The organism is Paenibacillus psychroresistens (assembly GCF_009728935.1).
Taxonomy (GTDB): Bacteria; Bacillota; Bacilli; order Paenibacillales; family NBRC-103111; genus Paenibacillus_AC; species Paenibacillus_AC psychroresistens.
In genome coordinates, this window is the sequence record NZ_CP034235.1 from 4,137,136 (window position 1) to 4,162,095 (window position 24,960).

The 24,960-nt window shown below is 37.2% G+C and carries 31 protein-coding genes, 1 pseudogene and 1 riboswitch; of the genes and pseudogenes, 11 read left to right on the forward strand and 21 right to left on the reverse strand.

The features are described 5' to 3' along the window. Nucleotides 1–53 precede the first annotated feature (53 nt). Both EHS13_RS18705 and EHS13_RS18710 read right to left on the reverse strand, forming a co-directional pair. Nucleotides 54–2,147, reverse strand: coding sequence for a methyl-accepting chemotaxis protein (locus EHS13_RS18705; protein WP_227013428.1), 2,094 nt, complete (start codon nucleotides 2,145–2,147; stop codon nucleotides 54–56). A gap of 180 nt (nucleotides 2,148–2,327) precedes the next feature. Beyond that, nucleotides 2,328–2,420, reverse strand: a riboswitch (cyclic di-GMP riboswitch). A gap of 111 nt (nucleotides 2,421–2,531) precedes the next feature. After that, a complete protein-coding gene (locus EHS13_RS18710; RefSeq protein WP_155701821.1) occupies nucleotides 2,532–4,601 on the reverse strand; it encodes a thioredoxin domain-containing protein in 2,070 nt (689 codons plus the stop codon). A gap of 179 nt (nucleotides 4,602–4,780) precedes the next feature. Between EHS13_RS18710 and EHS13_RS18715 the strand changes: the two genes are divergently transcribed. Then, a complete protein-coding gene (locus EHS13_RS18715) occupies nucleotides 4,781–5,062 on the forward strand; it encodes a DUF3817 domain-containing protein (protein WP_155701822.1) in 282 nt (93 codons plus the stop codon). Between the two features lie 246 nt (nucleotides 5,063–5,308). Here EHS13_RS18715 and EHS13_RS18720 read toward each other — a convergent pair whose 3' ends face one another. The 4 genes from EHS13_RS18720 to EHS13_RS18735 form a co-directional block, all read right to left on the reverse strand. Then, nucleotides 5,309–5,488: a hypothetical protein gene (locus EHS13_RS18720; RefSeq protein WP_155701823.1), complete on the reverse strand. Its 180-nt coding sequence runs from the start codon at nucleotides 5,486–5,488 to the stop codon at nucleotides 5,309–5,311. Between the two features lie 81 nt (nucleotides 5,489–5,569). Continuing rightward, nucleotides 5,570–5,785 carry a hypothetical protein gene (locus EHS13_RS18725; RefSeq protein ID WP_155701824.1) on the reverse strand — a complete coding sequence of 72 codons (216 nt, stop codon included), beginning with the start codon at nucleotides 5,783–5,785 and terminating at the stop codon, nucleotides 5,570–5,572. 156 nt (nucleotides 5,786–5,941) lie between these two features. Further along, nucleotides 5,942–6,142, reverse strand: coding sequence for a hypothetical protein (locus tag EHS13_RS18730; RefSeq protein WP_155701825.1), 201 nt, complete (start codon nucleotides 6,140–6,142; stop codon nucleotides 5,942–5,944). A 92-nt stretch (nucleotides 6,143–6,234) separates the two neighbouring features. Then, nucleotides 6,235–6,429 carry a hypothetical protein gene (locus EHS13_RS18735; RefSeq protein ID WP_155701826.1) on the reverse strand — a complete coding sequence of 65 codons (195 nt, stop codon included), beginning with the start codon at nucleotides 6,427–6,429 and terminating at the stop codon, nucleotides 6,235–6,237. Between the two features lie 215 nt (nucleotides 6,430–6,644). Here EHS13_RS18735 and EHS13_RS18740 point away from each other — a divergent pair, with 215 nt between their 5' ends. Then, nucleotides 6,645–6,869 (forward strand): hypothetical protein, encoded by a 225-nt coding sequence (locus tag EHS13_RS18740; protein WP_155701827.1) that lies wholly within the window; start codon nucleotides 6,645–6,647, stop codon nucleotides 6,867–6,869. Nucleotides 6,870–6,983: 114 nt separating this feature from the next. On the opposite strand, the pseudogene EHS13_RS37555 reads toward EHS13_RS18740, so the two are convergent. From EHS13_RS37555 to EHS13_RS18755, 3 genes and pseudogenes are all read right to left on the reverse strand, one after another. Then, nucleotides 6,984–7,046 (reverse strand): annotated as a pseudogene (locus EHS13_RS37555) (DUF255 domain-containing protein); the annotation flags it as partial. A 129-nt stretch (nucleotides 7,047–7,175) separates the two neighbouring features. Further along, entirely contained in the window at nucleotides 7,176–7,316 is a 141-nt protein-coding gene (locus tag EHS13_RS36840; RefSeq protein WP_227013429.1) for a hypothetical protein, read from the reverse strand. A gap of 134 nt (nucleotides 7,317–7,450) precedes the next feature. Then, nucleotides 7,451–7,774 (reverse strand): hypothetical protein, encoded by a 324-nt coding sequence (locus tag EHS13_RS18755; RefSeq protein WP_155701828.1) that lies wholly within the window; start codon nucleotides 7,772–7,774, stop codon nucleotides 7,451–7,453. A 257-nt stretch (nucleotides 7,775–8,031) separates the two neighbouring features. Between EHS13_RS18755 and EHS13_RS18760 the strand changes: the two genes are divergently transcribed. After that, nucleotides 8,032–8,727 (forward strand): GAF domain-containing protein, encoded by a 696-nt coding sequence (locus EHS13_RS18760; RefSeq protein WP_155701829.1) that lies wholly within the window; start codon nucleotides 8,032–8,034, stop codon nucleotides 8,725–8,727. Nucleotides 8,728–8,883: 156 nt separating this feature from the next. Here the strand turns inward: EHS13_RS18760 and EHS13_RS18765 are convergent, their stop codons facing one another. From EHS13_RS18765 to EHS13_RS18775, 3 genes are all read right to left on the reverse strand, one after another. Continuing rightward, nucleotides 8,884–9,738, reverse strand: coding sequence for a carbohydrate ABC transporter permease (locus tag EHS13_RS18765; protein ID WP_405083505.1), 855 nt, complete (start codon nucleotides 9,736–9,738; stop codon nucleotides 8,884–8,886). Continuing rightward, nucleotides 9,738–10,619, reverse strand: a complete 882-nt coding sequence (locus EHS13_RS18770) for a carbohydrate ABC transporter permease (protein ID WP_155701831.1) — start codon at nucleotides 10,617–10,619, stop codon at nucleotides 9,738–9,740. The genes EHS13_RS18765 and EHS13_RS18770 overlap by 1 nt, the downstream gene beginning before the upstream one ends. A gap of 113 nt (nucleotides 10,620–10,732) precedes the next feature. Then, entirely contained in the window at nucleotides 10,733–12,049 is a 1,317-nt protein-coding gene (locus EHS13_RS18775) for a type 2 periplasmic-binding domain-containing protein (protein ID WP_155701832.1), read from the reverse strand. 477 nt (nucleotides 12,050–12,526) lie between these two features. Between EHS13_RS18775 and EHS13_RS18780 the strand changes: the two genes are divergently transcribed. The 4 genes from EHS13_RS18780 to EHS13_RS18795 all read left to right on the forward strand — a co-directional run bounded on the left by EHS13_RS18780 (nucleotide 12,527) and on the right by EHS13_RS18795 (nucleotide 14,442). Next, complete coding sequence (locus tag EHS13_RS18780) at nucleotides 12,527–13,105, forward strand: CBO0543 family protein (RefSeq protein WP_155701833.1); 579 nt, start codon at nucleotides 12,527–12,529, stop codon at nucleotides 13,103–13,105. A gap of 68 nt (nucleotides 13,106–13,173) precedes the next feature. Beyond that, nucleotides 13,174–13,338, forward strand: coding sequence for a hypothetical protein (locus tag EHS13_RS18785; protein ID WP_155701834.1), 165 nt, complete (start codon nucleotides 13,174–13,176; stop codon nucleotides 13,336–13,338). Between the two features lie 143 nt (nucleotides 13,339–13,481). Continuing rightward, a complete protein-coding gene (locus EHS13_RS18790) occupies nucleotides 13,482–13,895 on the forward strand; it encodes a helix-turn-helix domain-containing protein (RefSeq protein WP_155701835.1) in 414 nt (137 codons plus the stop codon). Between the two features lie 184 nt (nucleotides 13,896–14,079). Continuing rightward, nucleotides 14,080–14,442, forward strand: coding sequence for a hypothetical protein (locus tag EHS13_RS18795; protein WP_155701836.1), 363 nt, complete (start codon nucleotides 14,080–14,082; stop codon nucleotides 14,440–14,442). A 179-nt stretch (nucleotides 14,443–14,621) separates the two neighbouring features. Here the strand turns inward: EHS13_RS18795 and EHS13_RS18800 are convergent, their stop codons facing one another. Genes EHS13_RS18800 through EHS13_RS18810 form a run of 3 tightly spaced genes read right to left on the reverse strand, consistent with a single transcriptional unit; the run spans nucleotide 14,622 to nucleotide 16,080 of the window. Further along, nucleotides 14,622–15,167 (reverse strand): accessory gene regulator B family protein, encoded by a 546-nt coding sequence (locus EHS13_RS18800; RefSeq protein WP_155701837.1) that lies wholly within the window; start codon nucleotides 15,165–15,167, stop codon nucleotides 14,622–14,624. Then, nucleotides 15,164–15,856 carry a hypothetical protein gene (locus tag EHS13_RS18805; RefSeq protein WP_155701838.1) on the reverse strand — a complete coding sequence of 231 codons (693 nt, stop codon included), beginning with the start codon at nucleotides 15,854–15,856 and terminating at the stop codon, nucleotides 15,164–15,166. Before EHS13_RS18805 ends, EHS13_RS18800 begins: the two co-directional genes overlap by 4 nt. Next, entirely contained in the window at nucleotides 15,853–16,080 is a 228-nt protein-coding gene (locus tag EHS13_RS18810) for a hypothetical protein (protein WP_155701839.1), read from the reverse strand. Before EHS13_RS18810 ends, EHS13_RS18805 begins: the two co-directional genes overlap by 4 nt. A gap of 159 nt (nucleotides 16,081–16,239) precedes the next feature. Between EHS13_RS18810 and EHS13_RS18815 the strand changes: the two genes are divergently transcribed. The 3 genes from EHS13_RS18815 (at nucleotide 16,240) to EHS13_RS18825 (ending at nucleotide 18,395) form a co-directional block, all read left to right on the forward strand. After that, nucleotides 16,240–16,914 carry a CPBP family intramembrane glutamic endopeptidase gene (locus tag EHS13_RS18815; protein ID WP_155701840.1) on the forward strand — a complete coding sequence of 225 codons (675 nt, stop codon included), beginning with the start codon at nucleotides 16,240–16,242 and terminating at the stop codon, nucleotides 16,912–16,914. Nucleotides 16,915–17,056: 142 nt separating this feature from the next. After that, nucleotides 17,057–17,677, forward strand: a complete 621-nt coding sequence (locus EHS13_RS18820) for a DUF6199 family natural product biosynthesis protein (RefSeq protein WP_227013430.1) — start codon at nucleotides 17,057–17,059, stop codon at nucleotides 17,675–17,677. 520 nt (nucleotides 17,678–18,197) lie between these two features. Further along, nucleotides 18,198–18,395 (forward strand): hypothetical protein, encoded by a 198-nt coding sequence (locus EHS13_RS18825; protein WP_155701842.1) that lies wholly within the window; start codon nucleotides 18,198–18,200, stop codon nucleotides 18,393–18,395. Nucleotides 18,396–18,429: 34 nt separating this feature from the next. Here EHS13_RS18825 and EHS13_RS18830 read toward each other — a convergent pair whose 3' ends face one another. The 4 genes from EHS13_RS18830 to EHS13_RS36845 form a co-directional block, all read right to left on the reverse strand. Further along, nucleotides 18,430–19,524, reverse strand: a complete 1,095-nt coding sequence (locus tag EHS13_RS18830) for an RCC1 domain-containing protein (protein ID WP_155701843.1) — start codon at nucleotides 19,522–19,524, stop codon at nucleotides 18,430–18,432. Nucleotides 19,525–19,595: 71 nt separating this feature from the next. Beyond that, complete coding sequence (locus EHS13_RS18835; RefSeq protein ID WP_155701844.1) at nucleotides 19,596–20,711, reverse strand: hypothetical protein; 1,116 nt, start codon at nucleotides 20,709–20,711, stop codon at nucleotides 19,596–19,598. A gap of 43 nt (nucleotides 20,712–20,754) precedes the next feature. Beyond that, nucleotides 20,755–20,988, reverse strand: a complete 234-nt coding sequence (locus EHS13_RS18840; RefSeq protein ID WP_155701845.1) for a hypothetical protein — start codon at nucleotides 20,986–20,988, stop codon at nucleotides 20,755–20,757. A 137-nt stretch (nucleotides 20,989–21,125) separates the two neighbouring features. Next, a complete protein-coding gene (locus EHS13_RS36845) occupies nucleotides 21,126–21,212 on the reverse strand; it encodes a putative holin-like toxin (protein ID WP_227014048.1) in 87 nt (28 codons plus the stop codon). 330 nt (nucleotides 21,213–21,542) lie between these two features. Here EHS13_RS36845 and EHS13_RS18845 point away from each other — a divergent pair, with 330 nt between their 5' ends. Next, complete coding sequence (locus EHS13_RS18845) at nucleotides 21,543–22,562, forward strand: ABC transporter substrate-binding protein (protein ID WP_227013431.1); 1,020 nt, start codon at nucleotides 21,543–21,545, stop codon at nucleotides 22,560–22,562. Between the two features lie 64 nt (nucleotides 22,563–22,626). Here the strand turns inward: EHS13_RS18845 and EHS13_RS18850 are convergent, their stop codons facing one another. Together EHS13_RS18850 and EHS13_RS18855 are read right to left on the reverse strand one after the other, a co-directional pair. Then, nucleotides 22,627–24,315: an ATP-binding response regulator gene (locus tag EHS13_RS18850; protein WP_155701846.1), complete on the reverse strand. Its 1,689-nt coding sequence runs from the start codon at nucleotides 24,313–24,315 to the stop codon at nucleotides 22,627–22,629. Between the two features lie 4 nt (nucleotides 24,316–24,319). Continuing rightward, on the reverse strand, nucleotides 24,320–24,865 hold the full coding sequence (locus EHS13_RS18855) for a heme NO-binding domain-containing protein (protein ID WP_155701847.1): 546 nt from the start codon (nucleotides 24,863–24,865) through the stop codon (nucleotides 24,320–24,322). Nucleotides 24,866–24,960 lie beyond the last annotated feature (95 nt).

Genomic DNA, 24,960 nt, shown 5'->3' on the forward strand with positions numbered 1-24,960 from the left:
AAGCTAAAAAGCCCTTTCCAGTTTAATTGGAAAGGGCTTTTATGCAAGATAAACTATATTCTGAATTTAGAAAGTGTGTCTTGTAAGGAATGTGATAAGTTTTCTAATTCCTCAGATAGCTTAACCAAGCCTTGGCTGACATTCAACTGCTCATTACTGAGAGAAGCAACCTCTTGTGATGTTGCAGAGGATTGTTCGGAAACCGCGCTTACGTTAGTCATGGCATCCGTTAGAATATGCTGTGATTCATCAAGAAGCAGAATAGAGCCTGTAACACTAGAAAGCTGCTCGACAAAGCCCCCCATCCTTGTTTGCACTTGTGTGAATATAAGCTCCGCGTCCTTCACGGATTTAATTTGCTCCTGGAACATCGGATATGCTTCGGATAAAACAGATACCGTTTCATCAATTTCTTTCTGAATCGTTACTGTGATTGTGCCTACAATCCCAATATTGTGCTTGGATTGCTCCGCTAATTTACGGATTTCATCTGCTACAACCATAAAGCCTCTTCCCGCATCTCCTGCACGTGCAGCTTCTATCGTTGCATTTAATGACAGGATATTGGTTTGTTGAGTCATATCGTTTAATACATCAAGAATTTTACGAATGGATGAAGTACTGTTCTTTAAGTGTTCTACCTTCTCAACCATAGAACGAGTCATGATTTCTGTAGCTGTTGTCTTAATTGTCAATTCTTCCATATAAATGGTTCCTTGTTGGCTGGCTTTCTGAACCTCAGTTGCAGAAACACCCATATTCGTATTGCCTTCGACAACTTGTTTCATCTGCAAAGCAATATCGTTCGTTAATCCACTCCCTCTTTCAGCATCCATTGCTAAGCTGGAAGCGCCATTCGCAATTTCTTCTGTTGCTTGGGCAATTTCCCGTGCTGAAATTGCTGTCTGATTTGAGGAATGTAGAAGATGTCCAGCAGTGGTCAGAACATCACTAGCCGATTGATTAGTTTGTTTAACAAGGTTTGTGATTTGTTCCATCATTTGATTAAAGCTTGTGCTCAACTGACCGATTTCATCCTTACTATTGTGGTGAGTTCGAACGGTTAAGTTTCCTTGCTCGCCCTCTCTCATCAGGTTTCGCAGAATAATTAGAGGTCTGCCAATCATGCGAGCAACAAAATATCCAACCAAACAAGCAATTAGCGCAGCAATAAAAGCTATAACCCAAGTGGCTTTTGCAATTTGACTGGTCTCTTCTACTAATTCAGAAACTGGTGCAATTGCTTCAATCGTCCATCCAGAGGTAGCCATATTTTTATAGACTAATAGCTGCTTTTTACGATCGATTGTTGCTGTTTTGTTGCCGGAAACTGCTGCCGGATCATCCGCTGCTAATTTATTGAAGTCTACAATGGAGGGTATGTGATAAACTTCTTCAATTTTTTGTGATTTAGCTGGTATGATCAGTTTGTTTTCACGGCTCAATATAATGATATCACTTGTTTTACCTATTTTAATTTTAGCTAGTCCATCAACCAAAATTTGGCTGTCTATTTCCAAGAGCAATACAAATCTTTTATCTCCAATCTTTAAAAGCCTGCTTGCTGCAAAGGTTGGTTTTCCTAATTCGGTATAACCTTTTTGCTTAGTTTCCACCCATGTTACAGCACCATCCGCTTTAACACTCTTCTCAAACCAAGGTTCTTTAACATATTTCTCCGGTAATTCTAATTTGGATGCTGAAGCGGTAGTAATCGGACCCAATTTAGGATCAGTCGGTAATAGATGTATATTAGTTAATCCCGTTTTTCCATAAATCTTTTTGGTTAGTTTTTCTAACACCTTTTTGGAAGCTGTCAATTTCTCGTATGCATCCGATTCAGAAGAATAGATCTCTAAGTTATCGGTAAGCTCTGTATCTGTCAAAACATCAAATGTCGTAGACTCAAAACTCGTAAAAATAAGATCTAATTTATCTCCAGCCTGCTCAACGGTTTGTTGCGTAGCTCCCGCCATTTTTGTAGTAATAATTGCCTTTGATTTGATAAAAGAAAAATAACCCGTTACTCCGACTAGGATTACAATACATAAGAAAAAGATAATAAATAATTTCATGCCTACTGATTTAATGGGGTTCTCGATTCTAAATCCTTTTTGCTTCTGCAATAATGCCGTGATAGTTTTCAAAATGTGTCATCCTCCAAATTTGGGTTAAGTATAGTGATTAATATAAAATTTATTGATTCTCTCCTTTTTTAATTTTTCACTGCTTTTTCAAGTATTCTCATACAAAAAAACACCTTTTCTTAACCCAAGCAACCCGAAGAATCGGATCACAAGCATCAAAAAAAGGAGTATATTGCATACTTCGGGAACCTGGCAATCATCTCTTTCAAAGTCGAAAGTATTAGATCCATGGCTTTGCGTCACCGTCTTTCAACGGGTTTGCCTTTTTCGATAGTAGAATTATGTGAGTTGTAAGAATATAGTTACAAAGCTCTGTAACTAGTTAACTTTATATGTTACGTATAGTAACATTATTCTACTGATAAATCAATTATTAGCTGTAATTTATTTCAATATATCCAGCAATTCCTCTATGCTTGAGGTTGGCGATTGACAAGAGAAATTTTCACAAACATACGCTGTAGCTTTCCCTCCTAATGCATTCTTGCCCTGCATTAATGGAATTAAAGCTTCTACCTCCGCTTTCCCATCACCTGTCGGATTAACCATAATTAATGTATTCGGTGCATATCTCGTTTGAATCGCTCGGATCATCGCTTGGGTATCTTCGGCATTGAGATCTCCGGCAATTACAACCTCACTGCTCGGACTGTATGCGAAATCAATGGCAGCCATGAATAAAGCGTGACCAGCAGGATAACCTTCTACAGCACCAGCGAAAGCTTTTAGCTGCTGATCGGCTTTCTGAGACAGCGCAGCATTAAATGTGTATCGAGCAAGCTTTTGCAAATTTAACGCTGCTGCTGAGTTTCCAGATGGCATCGCACCGTCATAAATTTCTTTAGGACGAATGAATAGCTGCTCACTGTCATTCCCATAGAAGAATAACCCGCCTTTCTGCTCATCCCAGAATAAATCAAGCATCTGTTGGTTCAGTTCTATAGCCTGTTTTATATAAGAAATGTCAAAGGTTGCTTCATATAGCTCGATCAAGCCCCAAACCATGAATGCATAATCATCGACATAACCCGGAAAAGCCGCTTCACCATCGCGATATCGAGCTAACAGTCGTCCGTCTTCATTACGCATATTTGTCAGTATAAAGCTTACAGCCTTTTGGGCCGCCACTGCGTAGACGGGTTTTTGTAAAACCTTAGCTCCTTTGGCTAATGCCATAATGAACAGACCATTCCAAGAGGTGAGAATTTTATCATCCTTATGAGGATGGATCCTAGCTTCACGATGGATGAATAATTTTTGGCGCGCTTCTTCTATCGTTTTTTTCAATTCTTCCAACGGCATTTGTTTTAATTTTGCAAACTCTTCAACTGTCAGATTGATTAGATTAGGAATATTATCCTCTTCAAAATTGCCATCAACCGTTATATCATAAAGCTCACAGTACAGTTCACCTATTTCTTGCCCAAGAACCTCAATTATCTCCTGTGGCTTCCATACATAGAACTTGCCTTCTACCCCTTCAGAATCTGCATCCTCTGCGCAATAAAAAGCTCCACCTACATCCGTCATATCCCTAAGAACATATGCAAATATTTGTTCTGCGGTCTCCGCATATTGAGCTTTTCCAGTTACTTGATAAGCTTCTAAATTAGTCATCGCCAACAAAGCATTATCGTACAACATCTTCTCAAAATGCGGCACCAGCCATCTTTCATCTGTCGAATAGCGCGAAAATCCGAAGCCTACATGATCATATAACCCGCCGCGATACATAAAATCTAGCGTTTTCTCAACCATTTGCAAAGCTTTGGCGTTGTTGGTTTTAAGATAATTCCTCAATAACAATGAAAGATTATGTGAGGTAGGAAACTTGGGAGCAGTCCCAAAACCTCCATACATCGGATCAAACATTTGCTCATACATGCCATAGGCTTTTTCAAGTGATTTTGTACTAATTTCGCCTTGCAGATTAGAAAGCATGCGCTTTTGTGTTTCAGCTACTATCTGATTACCTGCATCAATAATTTTCTCACGGTCTTCGTTCCATTTCTCCGTAACTTGACCCAGCAGATCCATAACCCCAAAGCGATTATTTTTACGTCTTTTTGGGAAGTAAGTGCCTGCGAAGAAAGGCTTCTTCTCCGGTGTCATAATTATAGTCAAAGGCCAACCTCCGGCCCCTGTCATAGCCTGACAGACCGCCATATATAAATGATCCACATCTGGACGCTCTTCCCGATCTACCTTAATAGAGATGAAATTAGCGTTTAATACTTCTGCAACCTCTTCGTCCTCGAAGGACTCTTTTTCCATTACGTGGCACCAATGGCAGGTTGAATAACCGATGCTTAGGAAGATCGGTTTATTTTCTTTCGCCGCTAATTCAAAAGCTTCGTCACTCCATGAATACCAGTTTACTGGGTTGTGTGCATGTTGTAATAGATATGGGGATTTTTCTTGTGACAATCTATTAGGTTTTGAATTGGTTGCCATGGTAATAAACACCTCAAATTTGATTTCTTTATTATTGAATAAGTTTAGCATAGTGAAGTTAAAAAAGGAAAAGCAGCCATTCGAAAGTTTAGTTAAACTAAGGATGACACGACTTGTCCATGGTTTTGATGAACTAGAGATGTTATCATAAAGGAAAACATAGAGACAGAGGTATTCAGATGCTGACTACGCCCATTGGAAGATTGAGGTTCATTGGATTTTTCGAAGGCATTTCTTTCCTGATCCTGCTCGGAATTGCCATGCCGCTTAAATATATTGCCGATATACCAGAGGTCGTCTTTTGGGTCGGGTTACTTCATGGAGGCTTGTTCTCGTTATATCTCCTTGCGATCGGTCATGCCTGGTTGTTGCACAAACTAACTCTAGGTAGTTCATTACTGGCTTTTATCGCCGCATTTTTGCCCTTTGGTCCTTTTCTAATGGACAGAAAACTTCGTTAATGGCTAACCACCACTAAACCCACTCACCGTTATCTGTTCTCTTGCCTCGGAATTTGATTGTCCTCATTCGTCAATGATTCCACAGTCGGAAAATGTTATTTCACGGTTCTCGATTTTCCTCTCAAACTTTTTCGTAATCGGATTCATAAGATCACTCCATTCATTTGTATACCCAAAAATGTGCAAAGAAAAAGGCGACACCGAATCACCTAAGTGATTAAGTGCTGCCCGTTCTCGAGTCAGCTTTTATAGTTCATTTTTAGAAATAGTGGAGCCCGCTGTTTCCTTCATTTTCAATTCTGCTGATTCATCATTAAACCTTCCGAGATGAATTTCTGACTGTAATACTTCAATGAAACTAATTCCTTCGGGTTGATTGCCTTGCTTCATTCCATTTAACCATTGATTTAGTAATTCAGCATTCATCTATTATCCACTCCAATAGCTTGTCTTTACTCATATTGTTATCATATTGGAGTAAATAACAACAGCTGCATTACTCTTTATTTACTGCTGATCCATGACATGGCTTTCTGTTTTATGGGTAAATGTTACCTTGCCATTATTCGTTAGCACCTCAAGCTTACCAAACAGAGGTAATATAATCTCATTGGTCTTGCCATGTATAGCACTACCCAACTTGAAGGCAGTATCCCCGCAAAGGCTTACCCATTGGTGTCTTATGCCACCAAATCCCTTGCGAGAATGCTTTGTTGATCCCAAAAAATAACCACTCAATGAATGAGTAACTATTTTGTAAAATATTTATAAAGATATTTACAACTTATGTAAAATTTTATTTTATTCACCAATACAAAAAGCCCATGCTTCTCTGCACAGGCAATACCAAATTACATTTCTAATTCCATTTAATTTTAATTAATGAAACATTGAAATAACCGTAAACTCGCAGCCATCCTTGAAAAAATAGCTACTCGTCAATTTAACAGTATGTAAACCATAAGATACAACGCGTCCGCTTCCTAAATGCATTCCGTCTTGCGTAACTTTAACTTCAATATCATTTAGAATTGCATCTTCAAAATCTGAATCTGTCAATAAGATTTGTCCAAGTAACATAAATTCCCCTCCTAATGGTTTATATTAGGTAGGACAGGAAGAGCAAGAGATATGTTACATAATAAGGTAATTAATTCACTGACAATTCTCAATTAGAAACAACTTGTTTCACCTAAAACAGAAGTTGCGTCTGCTAAAACAGTAAGTACTGATATACCAGCTCCTACTTTAGCACCAACACCCATTCCAACTCCTATTTTAACAGAAGCAGGGAAAGCAAATATTGAAAAAGATAAGGCTTCTGCTGTAAATAAAGCTGCTGTTGCATTAGCTAGAACTGAACTCATTGAGGGGGTCAATTTAGCGTTTGGGATGGATATATGGCAAATTGGCTTATTCTTATGATGTTCCTATGAAGATGTAACCTTATGAACTGTATTTGTTTTAAGTTATGTTTAAAATACTACTCAATTTTCGAGTATATTTTTCCTCATAGATATGGCTTATGATGAATTTGTAGCAAGAGAAACCTCATTAGAGGAAAAATAGGAGGATTTATATTATGAAGAAAACAATCAAATTAGGTTTAGTAAGTGTAGTGGTTTCAGCTATTTTGGCTTTACCAGTGGCAGCAAGTGCCGATACTATTTCGCGCAGTACACTTTTATCCACAACTCAGCAGAACATCGAAATCATTCAATTACCAGTGATTATCAGCCATAATCCACCAACTTATCACAATCCTCCAACCTACCATAATCCACCAACTTATTATGTAGGAAATTAAAAAAACTTTTTTTAAGTTTTAAAGTTGGAAGTACAAAAAAACTATTCGCCATTTGCTTATATTCCACAGTTAAATGGAATAGTAAATGGCTTATTTTTAATTATTATAAAACGATTACCAGTTCACTGGGTTATGGGCATGTTGGAGTAGATAAGGGGATTTTTCTTGTTTTAGTCGGTTTGTAAAACACGAAAACCTCTAGATAACTTCTTTCTGGTATTTCAGAAGATATCCAACTTTTTATTGAGGTGATAAGTCAGTGCCAATGAAATGCAGAAGCTTAATTCGTCTAGGGGGATATCATCGTTAACAGTCAATCCGAATTGTACTGCCGCTTTTGGATTTCAGTGTAAGGTAGCTCAGCTGTCCCCACTTAAGCGTTTCTTCCTGCGAGTATCTCATGAAAACCGCGCTAACCTCTGGACTTTTAATAGCAGTACTATTCATTTTGCACATCCAATCCTATTGTATCTTCATTATATTACTTAATCTGCTTTTTTTCCAATTTATATACATGCAAAAAGGACAGATACTCTCAATCTGAGAGTTCTGCCTTTTTTAGGTTGAATAACATAATAGTTCTAGATTTCCTTATATTGTTTTAATATTTCTTCGGCTTTCGCCTTATATTCTCCATCTAAAAACAACTGTTCCAAAATAATATAGTCGTTGTATTCATCTAAAAAGCTATTAATATTTGATTCTCCACCATGAACAAATAAAACATTTTGTGAATTTTCCTCAACAATTTTATCGTTTAATTTATTACTTAAAATTAACCATAATTCATAGTTCAGACTTGCACTTTCGTAATCAAGTTGTTCGAAGTGTCCCTTCACTTCAAATAGCTCACCATAATACCCAGATATCCTAACTTTATCGCCTATAGTAATTTTCTTTTTCATTAATAACAGTCACCAACCTTATGTAAAAGTTTATGCAAAACAATATAATTTCAAAAATATGAGGAGGATATGAACAATATTTTATATGGTCTGAAAAAAGGATTCAGCTGAAAGTCATTAATTAATATATCTTTATCTTCTATTAGATTGTATTATAATGTTGACATAAAAAAGAGGACTAAGTTTTATAGTCCCCCTGATTTATTTTTAATTTTTAATGAAATATCAATAAATATACTGGGGGAAAATTACTCATAATGTTAGAATCATCAAGGTACTATAAACTCGCAGAGAGAATCAATTCAAAACTTGATTTAAGAGAAGCATTGGAGCAGGTAGTGGTAGCCATCTCCGAAGAAATTGTCCGCTGTGATGCTGTCGGAATATATTTACCTAAGCCAGATGGTACATTTCAAGGGTACATCGGCAAACCAGATCGTCTCAACGGGTTAATGCTAGATCAACTTAACGTGGATCCAAAGAATGACATGCTCGCTCAAGAGATTATTACCTTCAAAAAGAGTATCTATATACCTGACACATCCGTTGATCAACGTCCAGATCCCAAAATCGTACAATTTTTTCAGATTAAATCGTTACTTGCATTGCCTATCACCTACGAGGAAGAAATTTTTGGGATCGTTTATTTATTTGATTATGGGATCGCAATGAATTTATCCATCGAAGAAATTCAAACAGTAGAAGCTTACGTAAATATGGCGGCAGTGGTTATCCGCAACACCAAAATATTCGCTGGCTTCCAAAATATCGAAAAAGAATTAATGCTAGCCAAAAAGGAGCTCCAGCTTAACTTGTTGACTCCAGTGGAAAGAGAAGTTTATGAACTAAAGCAGCAAGGCTTGAATAAAACCGAAATCGCCAAACATTTACAGAAGTCTTTGAATACAGTAAAAAATCAATGGAAAAATGTTCGCGAGAAATTAGGATTGTAGTCATTCCCCTGATTCCCCCTTCTACTGCTACTATACCGATAGATAACATCTCCTACAAACAAAAGAAAAACCCCAAAGAAGGGGTTTCACTGGAAGTAGGATTGAAGATCTTGAATACATCGTGATGTTCTTGATTTTAGTTAGGTAATGAGCAGATCAACCTTTAACACCACCAGCGGTTAAACCTTCTATAATTTGTTTTTGCAGAACTGCATAGATAATCATGACCGGTAGGATGCTGTATACGATTCCTGCCGACATTTGCGCGTAATTCGTGTTATAGATATCGCGAAAACCGACCATCCCGACTGGCAGCGTACGCAATTCATCTGTGGAGATGAAGAAATTCGCCAATAGAAACTCATTCCAATTTCCAATGAAGTTGATAATAAATACGGTTACCAATGCCGGGATTGTAATGGGTATAATTATTTTAGTGAAAATCCCCTTTGCACTCAATCCATCCATGACAGAAGCTTCTTCAATTTCACTCGGAATCGATTTCATAAAAGCCGACAAAATGATAACTGTAAATGGAATTGCCCCAGCAGTGTAAGGAAGGATTAGCGCCATATGGGTACCCAATATAGGTTGACCAAATACCACCATATCTTTCAACATAATAAAAATAGGCAGCAGTAAAGCATTACCTGGAATGAGCAAGCCGATAAGAATGAATTGGTACATTCCTTTGCTCAATTTTAAATATCGCATCCGCGTAATCGCATAAGCACCCATGGACGAAAAGACGATCGTCACGATTGAGCAAAGTGTTGCGATATACAAACTATTAAAAAAGTAAACGCTGATTTTCGCATTCACCCAAGCTTCATAATAATTCTCAAAATGAAACGAAGATGGGAATCCGAATGGATTACTCGCAATCGCCTGATTATCCGATTTTACAGATGAAAAGAGGACGAACAGGAACGGGTAAAGGATCACAACTAAATAGCCTAGTAATAAAATATGGGGGATACTTTTTTTCAGCGATCTTAGTGTCATCGTCATTAGTATTCGACCCTTTCGACTCTTCTGGCAATTAAAAATTGGTACAGTACTGTAAGAATAAGCGTGAAAACGAAGATTAACACGGCAATAGAATTGCCATACCCGTATTTGACATTCGTTATTCCGTATTTAATCAAATAGGTTGCCATTACATCCGTTACCCCACCTGGACCGCCTTTAGTCATTACGATGATAATATCAGCCGCTTTCATTGCACCTGCGATGGAAAGCATAATTACAACGGAAATGATAGGCATTATAAGCGGTACCGTAATCCGAGTTGCGCGTTTAAAAGCGCTAGCCCCATCGACTATTGCAGCTTCATCTATTTCCCTCGGAATCGACATTATTGCAGCAAGAACCATAACTATGTAGAATCCCGTCCACTGCCAGGCATTGGTTATCAAGATTGAAAACATCGCCCAATTAGAGTCGGATAACCACATGACAGGCTGAAAACCAATTTTCTCCAGAATTAGATTAAATAAACCGATATCCGGTTCGTAGATGAAACTCCACAAAATTCCTATCACCGCAGTTGACATGACGGAGGGGATAAATACAGCCGTTTTATATAAACCCTTGAGTTTTTTAACGTTGCTGATCAAAAGCGAGAAAAATATAATCAGAGGAACTTGCACAAAAACTGAGAACAGAATGAAATACCCGTTATTTTTGGCGGAGTCCCAAAATTTAACGTCTGCAAACGCATGCTTAAAGTTTGCCAACCCATTAAATTGTGCTTCAGTAAGACCGTTCCATTTCGTAAAGCCTTTGAGAAACGCAGAAATCATTGGATAAATGAAAAACATAACATACAGCAAAAGGAGAGGCAGCATAAACAGTACATACGTCCATGGGTTTCTTAATGTTTTATTCATCGTTACCTCCGTGATAATCAGAAATTTGCTTCATAAATCGTTTTTTATTAAAAAAGTACCACCCACTCTGAGGAGGGTGGTACTTTTCTCTAACTTCTCTAACTTATCATAATTTAGAAATCGTCGTTATTTGCTGCATCCTGAGCTTTTTGTACACTGTCCAGCATAGCCTTAGGTGTGACTTTTCCGCCAATTAATTTTTGAATTCCTTCACTGATCGCCGTAGTTACATCAGGCTTAACCAAAGAATCGAATGCTGGGAAAGCGCCGCTTGCTTTATTGCCTACTGCAATAATTTCTTTCACTAGATCAGAAGCTTTGGCATTAGCCAATTTCTTGCTGTCTACTTTCATGGAAGGCAATACGCCGTCTGCTTCAAGTCCGCGAATTTGCATATCGTCATTGTACATGTTCTTAATAAACGATTTAACAACAGCTAATTGCGTTTTGTCTTTTTTAATTTTTGCCGAGAATCCATAACCGTTGGAGAAGCCACCGTTTACTGCTGTTTGGCTGCCTTTTCCGTTAACCACTGATCCCAATGAGAAATAACCTACTTTGTTTGTTAAATCCCCAGCTTGTTTAGGATCTGCGAATACGCTGGAAGCCCATGATCCGTCATACATCAAGATCGCTTCGCCACGAATGATTTGGTTGCGCTGTTCGGCATAATCCAAACCAAGTTCGCCTTCTTTAAAGTAGCCTTTTTTCACCCAATCTTGGTACTTGGTAAAAGCTGCTACCATTTCAGGACTATTCCATTTGGTTTTACCTGTTGAGAAACCATCCGTAAAATTAGGTCCTGCATAGCGAGCCCACAAAGTATTGGCTGTCATTAACGGTACCCATGCAGCTTTGGAAGCTTGTGCAAAAGGCGTTTTCCCGTCTTTTTTAATCGTATCAGCCAATTTCTCAAGTTCAGCTACTGTTGTTGGAACTTTCAAATTTTTGGCTTTAAAGTAATCTTTATTGTAGAAGTAACCTTCTTGGTAGCCGCCGATAGGCAAACCATATACTTTTCCACCTACTGTAAATTCGCCCAATGAAATAAATTTATCCTGTAGACCAAGTTCCTTCAGAATCGGTGTAAGATCCAACAGCCTTTCTGCTTCAACATACAACTGAGTGTCAGCTCCACCAAATAGATCGAAAATTGCAGGAGGTCTGTTAACTACCATTTCAGAACGCAATTTTTCTTTGCGGTTAACGTCTGAATCCACACCGTCTAGTTTGAATTTAATACCTGGAACATCTTTTGAAACCTTTTTCAAAACATCATTTAGGATATTGAGACGTTGTTGTTTCGCCTCGCCCAATTGGGTGTGTCTTACAACCATGGTAATTGTTTTTGTTGCTGCACCAGCCGTACCTAAGGCCGTTGTCGCCACAAGGATCGTGCTGAGTGCAGTGACTAGAAGACTTTTTTTCATAAATAGTGGACCTCCTAATAGGTTTTATGTACTACTTAAGAATAAAATTATTAGTGAATTTTGACTAGGTGTACATTTCGATTATAGAGGGAGAAAATCATCTAATAATGGAAGTCTTAGACATTTTTATGCAAAAAACCGAAAGGCTAAAAGCCGTCCGGTTCTTTGCAATCAACCCATTAGCTAGCTTTGTTAAATGCTCCCTTTAATTCGTGAATATAATCAAATCGCCGATTACAGCAGCCGTTGCAGCCGTATTGCCTGCTTTCAGTTGAATGGATATTCCATCACCCGAATCTATTGTTGTAGGAATTGTGATCGGAAATGTCGTCGATCCGTTCGAATCAGTAACAGCCCCACTAGCTCATTTTCTTAACGAGTGCCGCACTAGGGGTATATGAAATATATTGCTTAATGCATTAAAAACCTATTATTCGGAGAAACTTTTTCCATACCGAAGAAATGGGGTTTTAGATAATGACAAAAGAACAACAAGATATATTTGAACATTTAAGGCAAGCTGTAAAAGAACAAACAAGTGAAATGTTAGATTATTGGATAAAATATTCAAATGCGAACACTTGGCAGTTCTGGGTAAATTTAGCTTTATTTGTACTTCCATTAATTGCACTATATTTTCTGATTGATAAAAGGAAAGCATTGCAATTTGGTTTCTTTGGATTTAATGTCCACGTTTGGTTCACATGTATCGACGAATTCGGTACGCGTTACGGTCTTTGGGCCTATCCATACAAATTATCCCCATTTATGCCAACGAATTTCGCTTTAGACGCTTCCTTTCTCCCAGTTGCTTGCATGCTTGTTTATCAATGGACTGTGAATCACCAAAAAAATCGTTACCTATATTTGACCATCCTTGGTCTATTCATCTCATTTATTTTCAAGCCCTTTATGTCCTGGCTTGATCTGTTCAAAATATATGAATGGATGAACTATACCTATTTGCTCTGTGGTTACTTGATCATTATGTTAATCTCAATTTGGATTACTGCTTTCTTCTTACATCTTCAAAAGTCTACGACCGATCGCTCATAAACGCATAAACATTAACTTCCCAGTAAATAATAATTTAATAAAATGTCCATAGAACAGGAGTCCAGCCAATGACTGAAGAAAATAAAAATGATGATCATGATAAAGAGTTTTATGAAAATGTAGCGAAAGCAGCTAATTTTGTTAATGAGCGGCTACATGACTCCTTTGCACCTGGAGCTTTTAATACGACGGTTCCAGAATCATCAGAAGTTGATAAGGAGAAGAAAAAGTAATATTCGCCCCCTGTGAAGGGGGCTTTTTACTTGTCTCATACCCATTAACGAACAAATTACAGTTGTGTAACCGTTAGTTACGTTGTATAATCAAAAAGTGATTAAAATTAATATACATAATTAATTTTTTAGGAGTGAATAGATTGTCAGATATCTTCCATGAACGGTTTACTGAATTAATGGATAAAAAAGGCTGGAATCAAGACGTGGGAGCTCTTAAGTTCGGGGTTTCTCGTGTAAGTATCTCTAAATATATGGGCAAAGGCAAAGATAGATCATTACCTGGGTATGATCTATTAATTAAAATAGCAAATACATTTAACGTATCCGTAGATTACATGCTTGGTAGGACTGACGAACCATTTGAACTATATAAAAGTGAGAACGGTCAAAGTCTTGAAGAAGAGAAAAGTCTTTCAGATTTCATGGTTCAAGCTGAAATGATGCTGCATGAAAATGCGAATATCGAAGATGCAGTCTTAAAAAACATATTACGTTATATGAAATTTACTTTTGAAGAAAAAATGAACGAGAAGAAAAATAATATTAATACCTAACAGCTTAAAGTGAAGTGCAAATATAATTGGGATTGTGATATACTGGTAATAGATAACAATTAAGGGATTTGATCAATACTCTCTTACACAAATGCTTTGCTACCTCCATGAGCCTTACTCAATTATCGAGAGAATCTAAACAGTTTTTTACAGAATAATAAACCACTATAAAGGGGATTTGATCATGGAGGGCAAAACGATTGAGGAATTACTGAAAGAAGTCGGGGAAAATTCCCCTTTCAAAATATCTAAACACTTAGGAGTGCACGTTGAATATAAAGACATTTTGGGCGATGTAGTCGGTATGTATATACCGGGCAAGGTTAGTATTTTTTTTATTAATTCTAGTGAAGAATATGAAGTTCAGGAAAAAGTATGTTTTCAACTATTAGCGAAATTCATTGGCAACAAAGAGTTGAGTTCATGCATAACTAAACAAGATATTCTACACATGGATCGCTCACACCAGATATTAACTCGTATGAAAAACTTTATACTCAACACTAAATTTGCACCTCTGATCGTCGGTATGACAATAAATAAGTAAATAAAAAAGCGGCTCTTGTTAAAGGAGTCGCTTTTGTTGTCTTAACTAAAGTAATTCCTGTGGAATTTCTTGTCTGTGGCAAAAAATATAACATCCAGTTTTTGCTAAAGTTTTTGAAGTTCTCGTAAGATATCTGTTTGAAATTTTCGCTAGAATCTGCTTCATTCATGTTCCTCCTATTACCAGTTTATGCGATCCAGCCACTTCTCGAAGATAGGTACTGTTGTAACCGATTGAGCGAAAAGTGCGATACTTAACACTGAGGAATGAAATATAAAATCAGTGCTAACTATCAAGATTGCAATACATTTCAAAATAAAATAATTTTCTTTTTTCATCTTACTTTGTTTTATACCGCTTGGAGCGTAGATTGCTAGAAAGCCAATCGACAAGGCATTAAGTACTAGTCCATTATACCAATACTCCATAGGAGTGTATACGCAAATCGCTATTATTACAACGGAAATTACATTGCATAAAGCAGATGATCTTAAATGCATGCCTCCACTAAAATACCTAAGTACTGGAAATGCAAAAGACGCAATTAACGTGTCAAGAAAATGCCCTGTTAATGCCCCGACTACTAGCATAGAACCGATTACAATTACTGCATTTATCAATGCGATTAGAGCAAATCTTAACACCTCTATCGAAGATGACTCTGGATCGTTCCTTCGAATGCTTTGAGCAATATTATCAGCCAATCTATATACTATTGGGGTCATTGTTTTAATTTCCTCTCCTTACCGAATCTATCAACAAGGTCATGCTTATTTTGGGAAAATGAATAGATTAATACCGTAATAAATAATAGTGATACTACTGAAATAATTATTCCATTTACACTGTAAATCTTATATTGCTGAGAACTCACTTGTAAAACACTAGTAGCGATAATCAAAAGAATTGCCCAAACATAGGTAGATTTTTTCAAGAAACTTCTCCCCGAGAACCTGCTAACAACGAAAGTAAATCCTATTTTATATTTCACTAATATTAAACTTATTGCGATAAATATAATGCTGACCACCGCATGCAATGATATGAAATGTCTTATGTTTTCATCTAAGCTATCCGCCGACATTAATTTCAAACCGAAGGCAGCTGACGTGATGGACGCTTCAACAACCGCCACGCCTACTGAGACCACCACATGAATTATTGTTGAGTACAGCAGTGGATATTTCCTTAATAAAGTTAACAATAGAATGAACACCACGGATTGCGCTAAAAAGAAATAACTTGAATCTACAACGAATTTAAAATAAACATTTGTAACACCAACACATAAAGCAATCATGGCAATTTGTTTGTCATTTTCCCTAATTCTTATTTGAAATATTGCAAAAGATAAAATTACAATTGCATATGTCGATATGATCCCAACGATAAACTTTATGTATAAATCCATCACTCCTCACCATCCCTTTTCATTTTTTTTAAATCTCGTTTTTCTTTGTAGTCTATGATATCGCTCTCGATCCAAATTGGGCCGCTTGCCAATACTTGTATTGGTTCAGGAAATCCCTTCAATGCTCGAGCGCCAGGTACGGACGTTGTTTTAATTTCTAATATATCTGAAACTTCTTTAGAGCCGCACAATGGAGGAATTTCAATAGGTAGTCTCTTTCTTCCCATCTAATCAATCCTTTCATACTTTATATGAAATTATTATCATACTTTGTATGAATTTTGTCAATATAAAAATAGCATGCTTAATAAGCTGTTATAATCATATAAAGTATGATTAAATTAAACTAGTAAAAACAATTAGTGCTTTTTAGAAAGGATATCTCAATGATCAATCACATTTTAGTTTTTTTATTTTTAATCGTTGTTCGAATCTATGTATTCTTCGATACAAAAAGATTAAAAGAGGCCATTGATCCAGCTGCCAAAGAAAAAACCTACTATAAACTATTCGCCGTCTACTGGGGAACCGTCATTTGCCTCATGCTCTTTTCGGACCTTCCTCATTTCTATCCATATGAGATTTTTTTTAACATAACTTGGACGATCCTCGCCTATCTAGCAGCCATATATATTTTTATTAACCAAGTCATTCCAGTTATTCTGATTTCGTTTAGCAGCAAGTTCAGGGAAATGACATCAGCAAGCTTCGATAAAAAGTCTTATGTATTCCCTACCACTACTCGACAGCGCTACATATTCATTATAGTTCCGATTACAGTAGGCATTTGTGAAGAAATTATATTTAGGGGATTCTTGTTCCAATACTTCCAAGCTTCTCCTTACGGCTTGAGCGCCTTGTTAAGCTTACTTATATGTACGGTTATATTCGGGCTTGGACATTACCAACAAGGGTTAAGCGGCATAGTAGAAACGCTGATTCTTGGCTACCTGCTTGGATTCCTTTACCTAGTTACAGGGAGTTTGCTGCTGCCGATTATCATTCATATTCTGTATGATTTTAAGATACTTTATATTTCGCATAAGCTAAAGAACATCTAGTAAATAATACTCAGTTGTTATAGAAAAGGTAAGGAAAGGATGAAGATCATTCCATATGAAATTAATTTTGTTAAAACGAAAACGATTATCCGCCCTACTGATCGTATTATGTTTAATGATTTTGGCAGTTCTTTTGGTGGTCATGTCCAAAACGTATTACTCTGAATCCATATTCTATGTAGATCTACATAAATACAAAATGGAGGATCAGCAAGGGAAAATAATTTCCTACCGCAATGGAGAAGCACGGTCTATCGAAGTACATATCTCCGATCAGGATAGAACGATAATAATAGATGGAATGAAATACTTAATTTATAAAAATCAAGACCCAAACAACTTAAAATATGAAGTAGTTTACCCTAATGGCCATAAATATGAAGTCGTCGACCAAGCTGGACAGCTAATGAGCTATGACGAAAAGGGTGAATGGGTTCTAGAGGTATACTTGTACGCAGATAACAAAAGGATTCTCGAAAATGGGGAAGAGATTTACTTGCCTGGTTCGCTTGTTACGATTGCTTATCCAGAGTATCATTCCAAACAAGGAAGTCTTGTATTATTTGTTCTTTCAATAGTTCTATTAATCTATGGATGGTGCGGTTACCGATTTCGAAAATTTCAGAGCTTCCTATTCACTATTTCGCTACATTGGATATGGGTTCAAGACTCTGAACCAAGCGATTTTTATTATTTCATGTGCAAGGTAGGTGGCGTTATAATAATGTGTGGATCCGTCTTCCTCTTTTTAAAATCATTATAAAACTGTGTCTTTGGATGATGAAACCATTTCAGGCTGAATAACCGATGCTTAGGCAGATCGGTTTATTTTGGTGTCACCTTCTATTCCTATTTTTCATAAATTGAATTAGCCAGGTTATTGTGCGCACTTAGCTATTCAAAATAAATGGGAGTTGATTGATGATGTTTAAGTTATTAGGAATTGTCATAGGTGGAGCAATTGAAGGAATCCTTGATTATCTGGAGTCGCTTTTATAATTAAGCAGAATTGGAACATCCGCTTATTAATTTCAAAAACTCTACGACTTAGTTACCTCAAGCTGTCATACACTTAAATATCATTTATTACGAGGTGTGACTATGAAGAAAATAGACGAAAACTTAATGCATGTGATTGGACTCATTATTTTATTCTCTTCCATTATGATTGCAATATTAGTAACGAGCTACCTTACTACGCACTAATTAAACCGCGGATAAAGATTTCCTTTCCAGTAAATACTAATTGAATAAATAAACCCTGTGGAAAAGGAGATCTGCCCATGACTGAAGATAATGAATTTAACGATACTGAAAAAGAGTTTTACAAAAATGTATCCAAGGTTGCCAGTATTGTTAATGACCGCTTGCATGGCTCAATTGCTTCTGGAGGGTTAAATGAAACTGTTGAGGAAGCTCCAGAAGAAACAGTGAGCAATCAAATACCTCTAGACCAAGATGATAATTATTTCCCCCTGTGAAGGGGGATATTGTTTGTGGATTCTAACCTCTGCCTCAATCATTACTATGAATAGTCGGAACCATTAATCCTGAAACATTAGCCACATTTGGAGTGGGTGTCCCCCCAGAACTGCTATCTCCTGCAATAACTAAGGTTCCGTCACTCTTTAATCCAAGAGTATAGTACCAGCTTGCATCAATGGCGACGATGTCCGTCCAATCTGCTGTGTTACCTTGTCCATATGAGTTGTCTCCCGTTGCTATAACCGTACCGTCCTTTTTTAAACCTACACTATGATGTCCACTAGTGGCAATCGCAATGATTTCTGTCCAACCTTCAACATTACACTCGCCAAATCTGTTCTCACCAGCAGCAATAACCGTACCATCTTTTTTTAAGCCAATTGTATTGGTATCCGTAGAGATCGCCACAACGTCTTTCCAATTACTTACTTCATCTCGCTCCATACGCTCGCCAGTCGCAACAACTGAACCGTCTGCCAATAATCCAACAACAAAACTTCCTCTGGCTGTTACTGCTACGATATTTTTCCAGGCTTTAACAACCGCAATTTCTTTATAATCCCATAGTAATCCTACTTGTTGCACCGTGCCATTCTCTAATAAAGCAATTACTCCACTAGGATAATAGGATTGAAAAGCGGAAACATGTTCTAACTTTGGCATTTCGTTAATAACGTTAATCATTCCCCCTGCCGAAGCTAGAGTCGATGACTCAAAATCTTCCACTTTAACTGGGGAAGTTGTCGCGATCTTCCCCTTCTCATCTAAGCCTTCTATATACTCACCTCGTGTGGATAATGTCTTAAAATCCTTCCAGCTATCCGAGCTTGCTGAATCTTCATTTCCACCTTTATGGGTTACTGTTCCGTCACTTTTTATAGCTGCAATTAAGAAGCCTCCTGCCCCAATATAGTCGCCATTCACGATATATCTCAGCTTAGAAACCATTTCTCTTGATTCCTTGTAATCTCCTAAATCTGATAAATTACCAATAGCCTCGGGAAAGCTTTTTTTATCTATGGATTGTAAGGCTGATTGGTAAGCTTTCTCTTCTTGACTGATAGGCTGACAGCCCATTAACAACGTAACAACTAAAGCCACCGCTAAAACACCATATTTTTTCATTTTGCCCCCAAGTTGTTAGATCATTACCATTTAAAATCAGTTGGAATTACGCCTTTATTAGATTCAGTATTTTAAAAATCTGATCGACTTTTCCGGTTTTGGTTGTCATAGGTACGTGTAAGTAAAGCGTTCGTAAATTGAGCTGCTTTTTGGACAGTCTCATCAGCGTCATCCATTAATGGAGCGACTAGCTTAGCTAATTCCTCGCGATTGTCTTTAGTTAAAGCTTCCATTATTTTATCAACACAGTACAAGCGTATTTGAGGATTCGCAAATCTCAGACCAGCCTTCAAATTATCTAATGAGATAGCTTCATGATTAATCATTAATGAAGGATCCTGCAAAATCGTTGTCGTTTCTGCCATACTGTCCCAAAAGGTGTTAGAGGGTTCAGACGTTAACGGTACTTCCCTGACGGTTCCTTTGACTGTATTTACGATAAATTTCCGAACAATCTCCTCGTTTTGATCCCATGCATTGACAACTTCCAAATACTCACCCGATAACAAATCTTCATGCCATTCCACACCTGGTTCAAGCTTCATTATGTATGTATTGCAATTCCCACAGTTTCGCTTCGCCAGCTCTAGAGGTTCCGCTAGGGTCACAAACTGATAGGGATCCTTAATAAAAGTTCGTTGCCTGCTAAAGATTTCCTTAGCTTTCTCAGGACCCGTACTCACTGTCAAATCAACTACAATTTGATCTTGCTGCAAGCGTATTGTTCCTTTTCCTTCAAAACCACTTTGTTCTTCGTTTATCACAAATTCTCCAAAACCTGCCTGATTCAATTTAACTCTTGTAACTGCATCTACTATTCTTATCATTTTTATACCATCATAAAATGTTAAATACACATCAATATCATCCGTTTTGGTTAAGTCGTCCGAAACTTGCGGAAAATCAATATCAATTTCGGTATGACAAAACATGCATTGTTTATAATTATATTCGCGATCAATCCATGCTCCCTTGTAGACTTCATATAATGGCTTATCAGACAGCACCGACGGAATAGGTGAAGTGGAAACGGCAGAAGCTTGCGGAGTTGATACAGTAGGTGTCACGGTCGAGATTACAGCTGGTATAACGCTAGCCACTATTTCTTTATTATTGCTGCATGCGGTTAACAATATAAATAGGATGGAAAATATATAGCCAAGCTTTATCGGTTTACTCTTCTGCATTAAATTACTCTCCAATCTGCATACGCTCGAAACATAAATCTAATTAATGCAGAGGGTTAATCTTAGGCATGGACATTAAAACATTCTGCGCAAGAATTTTTGCTGATCCTAAGCTTTTTGCTTGGGTAATCGCGATTAGAGTTTCGTGTAAGAATTCAACATGTCTAATAATGGCTTCCGCACGTTCGCTAATGCTTTCACCTCTTAACTCCATAGCATCAACTCGCTTATTAAGTGCATCGATTAATTTCAATAATTCCTCTTCATCTACTCCCATATTTCCACCTCAGCTCCTTTTTCTTCCATTGTACCAAACAATTCAAAGATGAGACAAGCTTAATGAGAGGCAACTTGTAAATGGCAGTTGGTATCCAGTATGGCTCCATTTAAACCATGACTAACAGCATTGTCGGATCATTTCCGCTTTTCAATGTAGTTTAACAAAGTGAGTATGAATAACCCAAATGCAAACATGATAGAAATAGCCTGAAACGTTTCCATTAATAGAATCCCCCTTTCATAAAAAGAAGATTTCTACCATTTTACAAGTTGTCCTTATAGATTAAGCCTAATTGGCTAATTATGGAAGTGTATTAGGAACTGTATTTCCCCCCATTTCTAAATCAAAATACCTACAAGATTTGCACATTTTCTCGCCATAAATTGACACTTAAAATTTAATACACATTTACAATTTAAAGATCATAATATCCATACAAATTATGGTTTGACAATGATAATGATAATTGTTATCATTTACTCTGGGATTGGGAGATAACCCTAAGTAAGGTTACTTCCAAAAAAATATACTATCCTCAAGGGGGAACTGCTGTGTTATTATTCAAAAGCAAGAAATCTTTATCATTAATTATTAGTTTGATTATGGTTTTATTAGTCCTTTCAGCTTGTGGTACCAAAGAAGCTAAGGATGAAGCAAGCACGCCACCTTCTATTGCAGCAACGCCTGCGGAAACTAAAGCACCAGAAGCTACACCTATTGCAACAGTTGTTCCTACTGTACTAACGGTTAAGGATGCACTAGGGAATGAAGTTAAGATCCCAGCTAATCCACAACGCATTATTGCCTCATATCTGGAAGATCCACTTGTCGCACTTGGAGTTAAACCAGTAGCACAATGGTCCGTACCTAATGGCATTCAAGATTATTTACAAAAAGACCTTGCCGGAATTCCTAACATTTCATATGATCTTCCTTTCGAAGCAGTAACTAGCTTTAACCCGGATTTACTAATAATTGCTTCGAATAGTGAAGTTAAAGACGGTAAATATGAGCAATATAATAAAATAGCACCCACTTACGTGCTTGGTGATGATATCAATAAAGATTGGCGTCAAGCTTTACTAAAAATCGGTGAGATCTTAAATAAAAGTGCAGATGCACAAAAAGCACTTGATACTTACGAAGCAAAAGCAAAAGAAGCTAAAGAAAAGCTTACGCAATCTATTGGCACACAATCTGCTGCAGCAATCTGGCTTGTTCAAAAAAACTTCTATATCGTGAGCGAGAATCTATCAAGCGGTTCTGTATTGTATAAAGATATGGGCTTAGCTGCTCCAGATGTTGTGAAAGAAGTTTCAAAAACAGGAACCGGAAATTGGTTGCCAATCTCAATGGAGAAACTAGCTGATATGAATGTAGATCATTTATTCTTAATTAATAGTGATAAAGAGACAGGCTCCGAAGCACTTAAAGACGCTGTGTGGAAGAACATTCCGGCAGTAAAAAATGGCCATGTTTATGAATTTGACAGTAAACACAGCTGGTTATATGGTGGTGTCATTGCCAACTCTCAAGTTATCGATGACGTGCTTACAAGCTTGGTTAAATAATAATCCTACTTAAAAAATAACGAAACCTGCGATGATCATTCATCATAGGTTTCGTTTTCGTTTATTAACCACCCTCTATTAACCCTCGAATCTCGGCTAGGAATGTCTCCTTGTTAAACATTCCTTTTTGGACAATCTCTTTAACATAACCGTTTAATTTCAATCGTTCATCTGCCGTAACTGATTTTGCTGTAACAACGACAATAGGAATCGAGGTCCAGGCTTGTTTTTTTTGAAGCTCTAGAATGAACTGAAACCCATCCATCTCAGGCATCATTAAATCTAACAAAATTAACTTTGGAACTTTATTTTCTATACTTGCCAAAGCTGAACGACCATTATTAGCTTCAGTTACAGAATAACCTTCTTTTTGTAATAAACGAGTCATCATTTCGCTAGTTATTTTATCATCTTCTATAACTAAGACTGTATGCTCAGAACGGTTAAACATATACTTATCCATTACTTCGATAAGTCTATCGCGGTTTATGGGTTTTGTAATAAATTCGGCAGCTCCCAGAGTATAGCCCAAATACTTGTCGTTTGTTAACGATAAAATAATAACTGGAATATTCTCGAGCTCCGGATCGCTTTTCATCGCAGATAAAACACTCCAACCATCCATGCTTGGCATAAGTATATCTAAGCAGATTACTTTTGGGCGAAGCTTTTTAGCTAAACGCAGTCCTTCCTGTCCGCTATCTGCAAATGCCATCGACCATCCTTCTTTTGCAAGGTAGCGCTGCATCAGCTGTTGATTGGAAAGCTCATCATCGATAAATAGAATGCTTACTGACGTCATATCTTCTATATCATATCCTTGTTCAGATAAATCGCCATTAACAGTTGAATTCTGCAGAATAGGGTCTTTGGGAAGCCAGCATGTAAAGATACTGCCTTGATTCATTTCACTTTCAATCTGGATGCTTCCGTTCATCATTTCAGAAAAACGTTTGCTTATCGCAAGACCAAGACCTGTACCTCCGAACTTGCGAGTCATAGATGAATCTGCTTGAGTAAATGGTTGAAATAATCTATCCATTTGCTCTGAAGTCATGCCAATACCTGTATCCTTAACTCTAAAGCTATAACCATCCACTTGGTCTCTTTGATCACTATACACATCGAAAGTAATCATGCCGTTTTTCGTAAACTTACTTGCATTGCTAAGTAAATTGATTAGTATTTGTCTAAGTTTAGTAGTATCAATGGCAATCCTGCCATCTACACATTGAGTTTCAAGTAAATTTCCATTCAGCTTAACAAGCGGCTTAACTGTAGTCAGAACATCCTGAATCAAATCAAGTACATTATTTTCCTCATAATAGATATCCATTTTACCTGCTTCAATTTTCGAGATATCCAAGATATCATTTATTAACGAAAGCAAATGCTTGCCTGATTTATTTATTCTTAGTAGATCATCTGCAATGGATTGTTGATGAATTTCCTCTGCTTCTTCTATAAGCATTTCACTATACCCGATTATTGCATTCAAGGGCGTCCTTAATTCATGACTCATATTGGCTAGGAATTGACTCTTAATTAAATTAGCTTCAATAGCCTCATCATGAGCCCTCTCTAATTCTGATGTGCGTTCATTTACCTTCTCTTCCAAATGCTCATTTAACTGACGAAGATCCTGGTTGATATAGTAAATTTCACGTGTTTTCAGCTCGGTAATTCTTTCTGCTTCTTTGCGGGCTGTCTTCTCACGTTCCAGTTGTCTGCGTAAAAGCTCGATTTCACTCATTAGCTCAGCTCCGTTTCGTTAGAGTAAATCGGGCCGCTGTGCCAGAGGAATCCAATAATGCTTCTCTAAGGATATCAATCTGTTCACCATAATGCCCAACTGCACCTAGAATCAAGCCCTCAGCAAGATCGGCAAAAGGACGGGAAGAACGATAGATCATCACAAACTTCTCGGAATCGGAAGTATCATACTCAAAGCCAGGTAATTCCGCATCCGGATACAGCTTACGTACTTCAACGTGAATGTAGCTGTCTACTTTACTTAGAAAATCGAATAAATTCGGGTTTGTTTGTACAAATTGAGGATACAATTCAATCAATTGTCCGAATAAATACTCACCAAAAACACGAACCAAATCGGATACGGGAATCCCCGTTCTTTCGCTGAGTTGAACGACCAGCTTTAATATTTCCCCATGATCATAAGTGCCAACTGATGTATAGCTTCCTCCGGAAGGAAGATCAGAATCATTAATAATTTGGTCTACAATTGCTAAAGAAAATTTCTGCTCTACCATTTCAATAAAGGTTGTAAATACAATTCCTTTCATATATAGCATCCTCTTTCTCATTTAAGCGTTTTTTTATAGAAGAAGTATTGTATTCTTGATCAGCATTAAACTAAAGTAAATTATACTATATTTCA

Excerpts from the sequence above, each read along its gene's own strand:
- EHS13_RS18770 (WP_155701831.1), bottom strand. The coding sequence starts at position 10,619 with ATGAATAAAACATTAAGAAACCCATGGACGTATGTACTGTTTATGCTG.
- EHS13_RS18840 (WP_155701845.1), bottom strand. The coding sequence starts at position 20,988 with ATGGGAGTAGATGAAGAGGAATTATTGAAATTAATCGATGCACTTAAT.
- EHS13_RS18720 (WP_155701823.1), bottom strand. The coding sequence starts at position 5,488 with ATGAATGCTGAATTACTAAATCAATGGTTAAATGGAATGAAGCAAGGC.
- EHS13_RS18740 (WP_155701827.1), top strand. The coding sequence starts at position 6,645 with ATGAAGAAAACAATCAAATTAGGTTTAGTAAGTGTAGTGGTTTCAGCT.
- EHS13_RS18765 (WP_405083505.1), bottom strand. The coding sequence starts at position 9,738 with ATGACGATGACACTAAGATCGCTGAAAAAAAGTATCCCCCATATTTTA.
- EHS13_RS18810 (WP_155701839.1), bottom strand. The coding sequence starts at position 16,080 with ATGGGAAGAAAGAGACTACCTATTGAAATTCCTCCATTGTGCGGCTCT.
- EHS13_RS18760 (WP_155701829.1), top strand. The coding sequence starts at position 8,032 with ATGTTAGAATCATCAAGGTACTATAAACTCGCAGAGAGAATCAATTCA.
- EHS13_RS18775 (WP_155701832.1), bottom strand. The coding sequence starts at position 12,049 with ATGAAAAAAAGTCTTCTAGTCACTGCACTCAGCACGATCCTTGTGGCG.
- EHS13_RS18735 (WP_155701826.1), bottom strand. The coding sequence starts at position 6,429 with ATGAGTTCAGTTCTAGCTAATGCAACAGCAGCTTTATTTACAGCAGAA.
- EHS13_RS18820 (WP_227013430.1), top strand. The coding sequence starts at position 17,057 with ATGTCCAAAACGTATTACTCTGAATCCATATTCTATGTAGATCTACAT.
- EHS13_RS18850 (WP_155701846.1), bottom strand. The coding sequence starts at position 24,315 with ATGAGTGAAATCGAGCTTTTACGCAGACAACTGGAACGTGAGAAGACA.
- EHS13_RS18710 (WP_155701821.1), bottom strand. The coding sequence starts at position 4,601 with ATGGCAACCAATTCAAAACCTAATAGATTGTCACAAGAAAAATCCCCA.
- EHS13_RS18755 (WP_155701828.1), bottom strand. The coding sequence starts at position 7,774 with ATGAAAAAGAAAATTACTATAGGCGATAAAGTTAGGATATCTGGGTAT.
- EHS13_RS18730 (WP_155701825.1), bottom strand. The coding sequence starts at position 6,142 with ATGTTACTTGGACAAATCTTATTGACAGATTCAGATTTTGAAGATGCA.
- EHS13_RS18830 (WP_155701843.1), bottom strand. The coding sequence starts at position 19,524 with ATGAAAAAATATGGTGTTTTAGCGGTGGCTTTAGTTGTTACGTTGTTA.
- EHS13_RS36840 (WP_227013429.1), bottom strand. The coding sequence starts at position 7,316 with ATGAATAGTACTGCTATTAAAAGTCCAGAGGTTAGCGCGGTTTTCATG.
- EHS13_RS18815 (WP_155701840.1), top strand. The coding sequence starts at position 16,240 with ATGATCAATCACATTTTAGTTTTTTTATTTTTAATCGTTGTTCGAATC.
- EHS13_RS18715 (WP_155701822.1), top strand. The coding sequence starts at position 4,781 with ATGCTGACTACGCCCATTGGAAGATTGAGGTTCATTGGATTTTTCGAA.
- EHS13_RS18800 (WP_155701837.1), bottom strand. The coding sequence starts at position 15,167 with ATGACCCCAATAGTATATAGATTGGCTGATAATATTGCTCAAAGCATT.
- EHS13_RS18835 (WP_155701844.1), bottom strand. The coding sequence starts at position 20,711 with ATGCAGAAGAGTAAACCGATAAAGCTTGGCTATATATTTTCCATCCTA.
- EHS13_RS18780 (WP_155701833.1), top strand. The coding sequence starts at position 12,527 with ATGACAAAAGAACAACAAGATATATTTGAACATTTAAGGCAAGCTGTA.
- EHS13_RS36845 (WP_227014048.1), bottom strand. The coding sequence starts at position 21,212 with ATGGAAACGTTTCAGGCTATTTCTATCATGTTTGCATTTGGGTTATTC.
- EHS13_RS18785 (WP_155701834.1), top strand. The coding sequence starts at position 13,174 with ATGACTGAAGAAAATAAAAATGATGATCATGATAAAGAGTTTTATGAA.
- EHS13_RS18855 (WP_155701847.1), bottom strand. The coding sequence starts at position 24,865 with ATGAAAGGAATTGTATTTACAACCTTTATTGAAATGGTAGAGCAGAAA.
- EHS13_RS18825 (WP_155701842.1), top strand. The coding sequence starts at position 18,198 with ATGACTGAAGATAATGAATTTAACGATACTGAAAAAGAGTTTTACAAA.
- EHS13_RS18795 (WP_155701836.1), top strand. The coding sequence starts at position 14,080 with ATGGAGGGCAAAACGATTGAGGAATTACTGAAAGAAGTCGGGGAAAAT.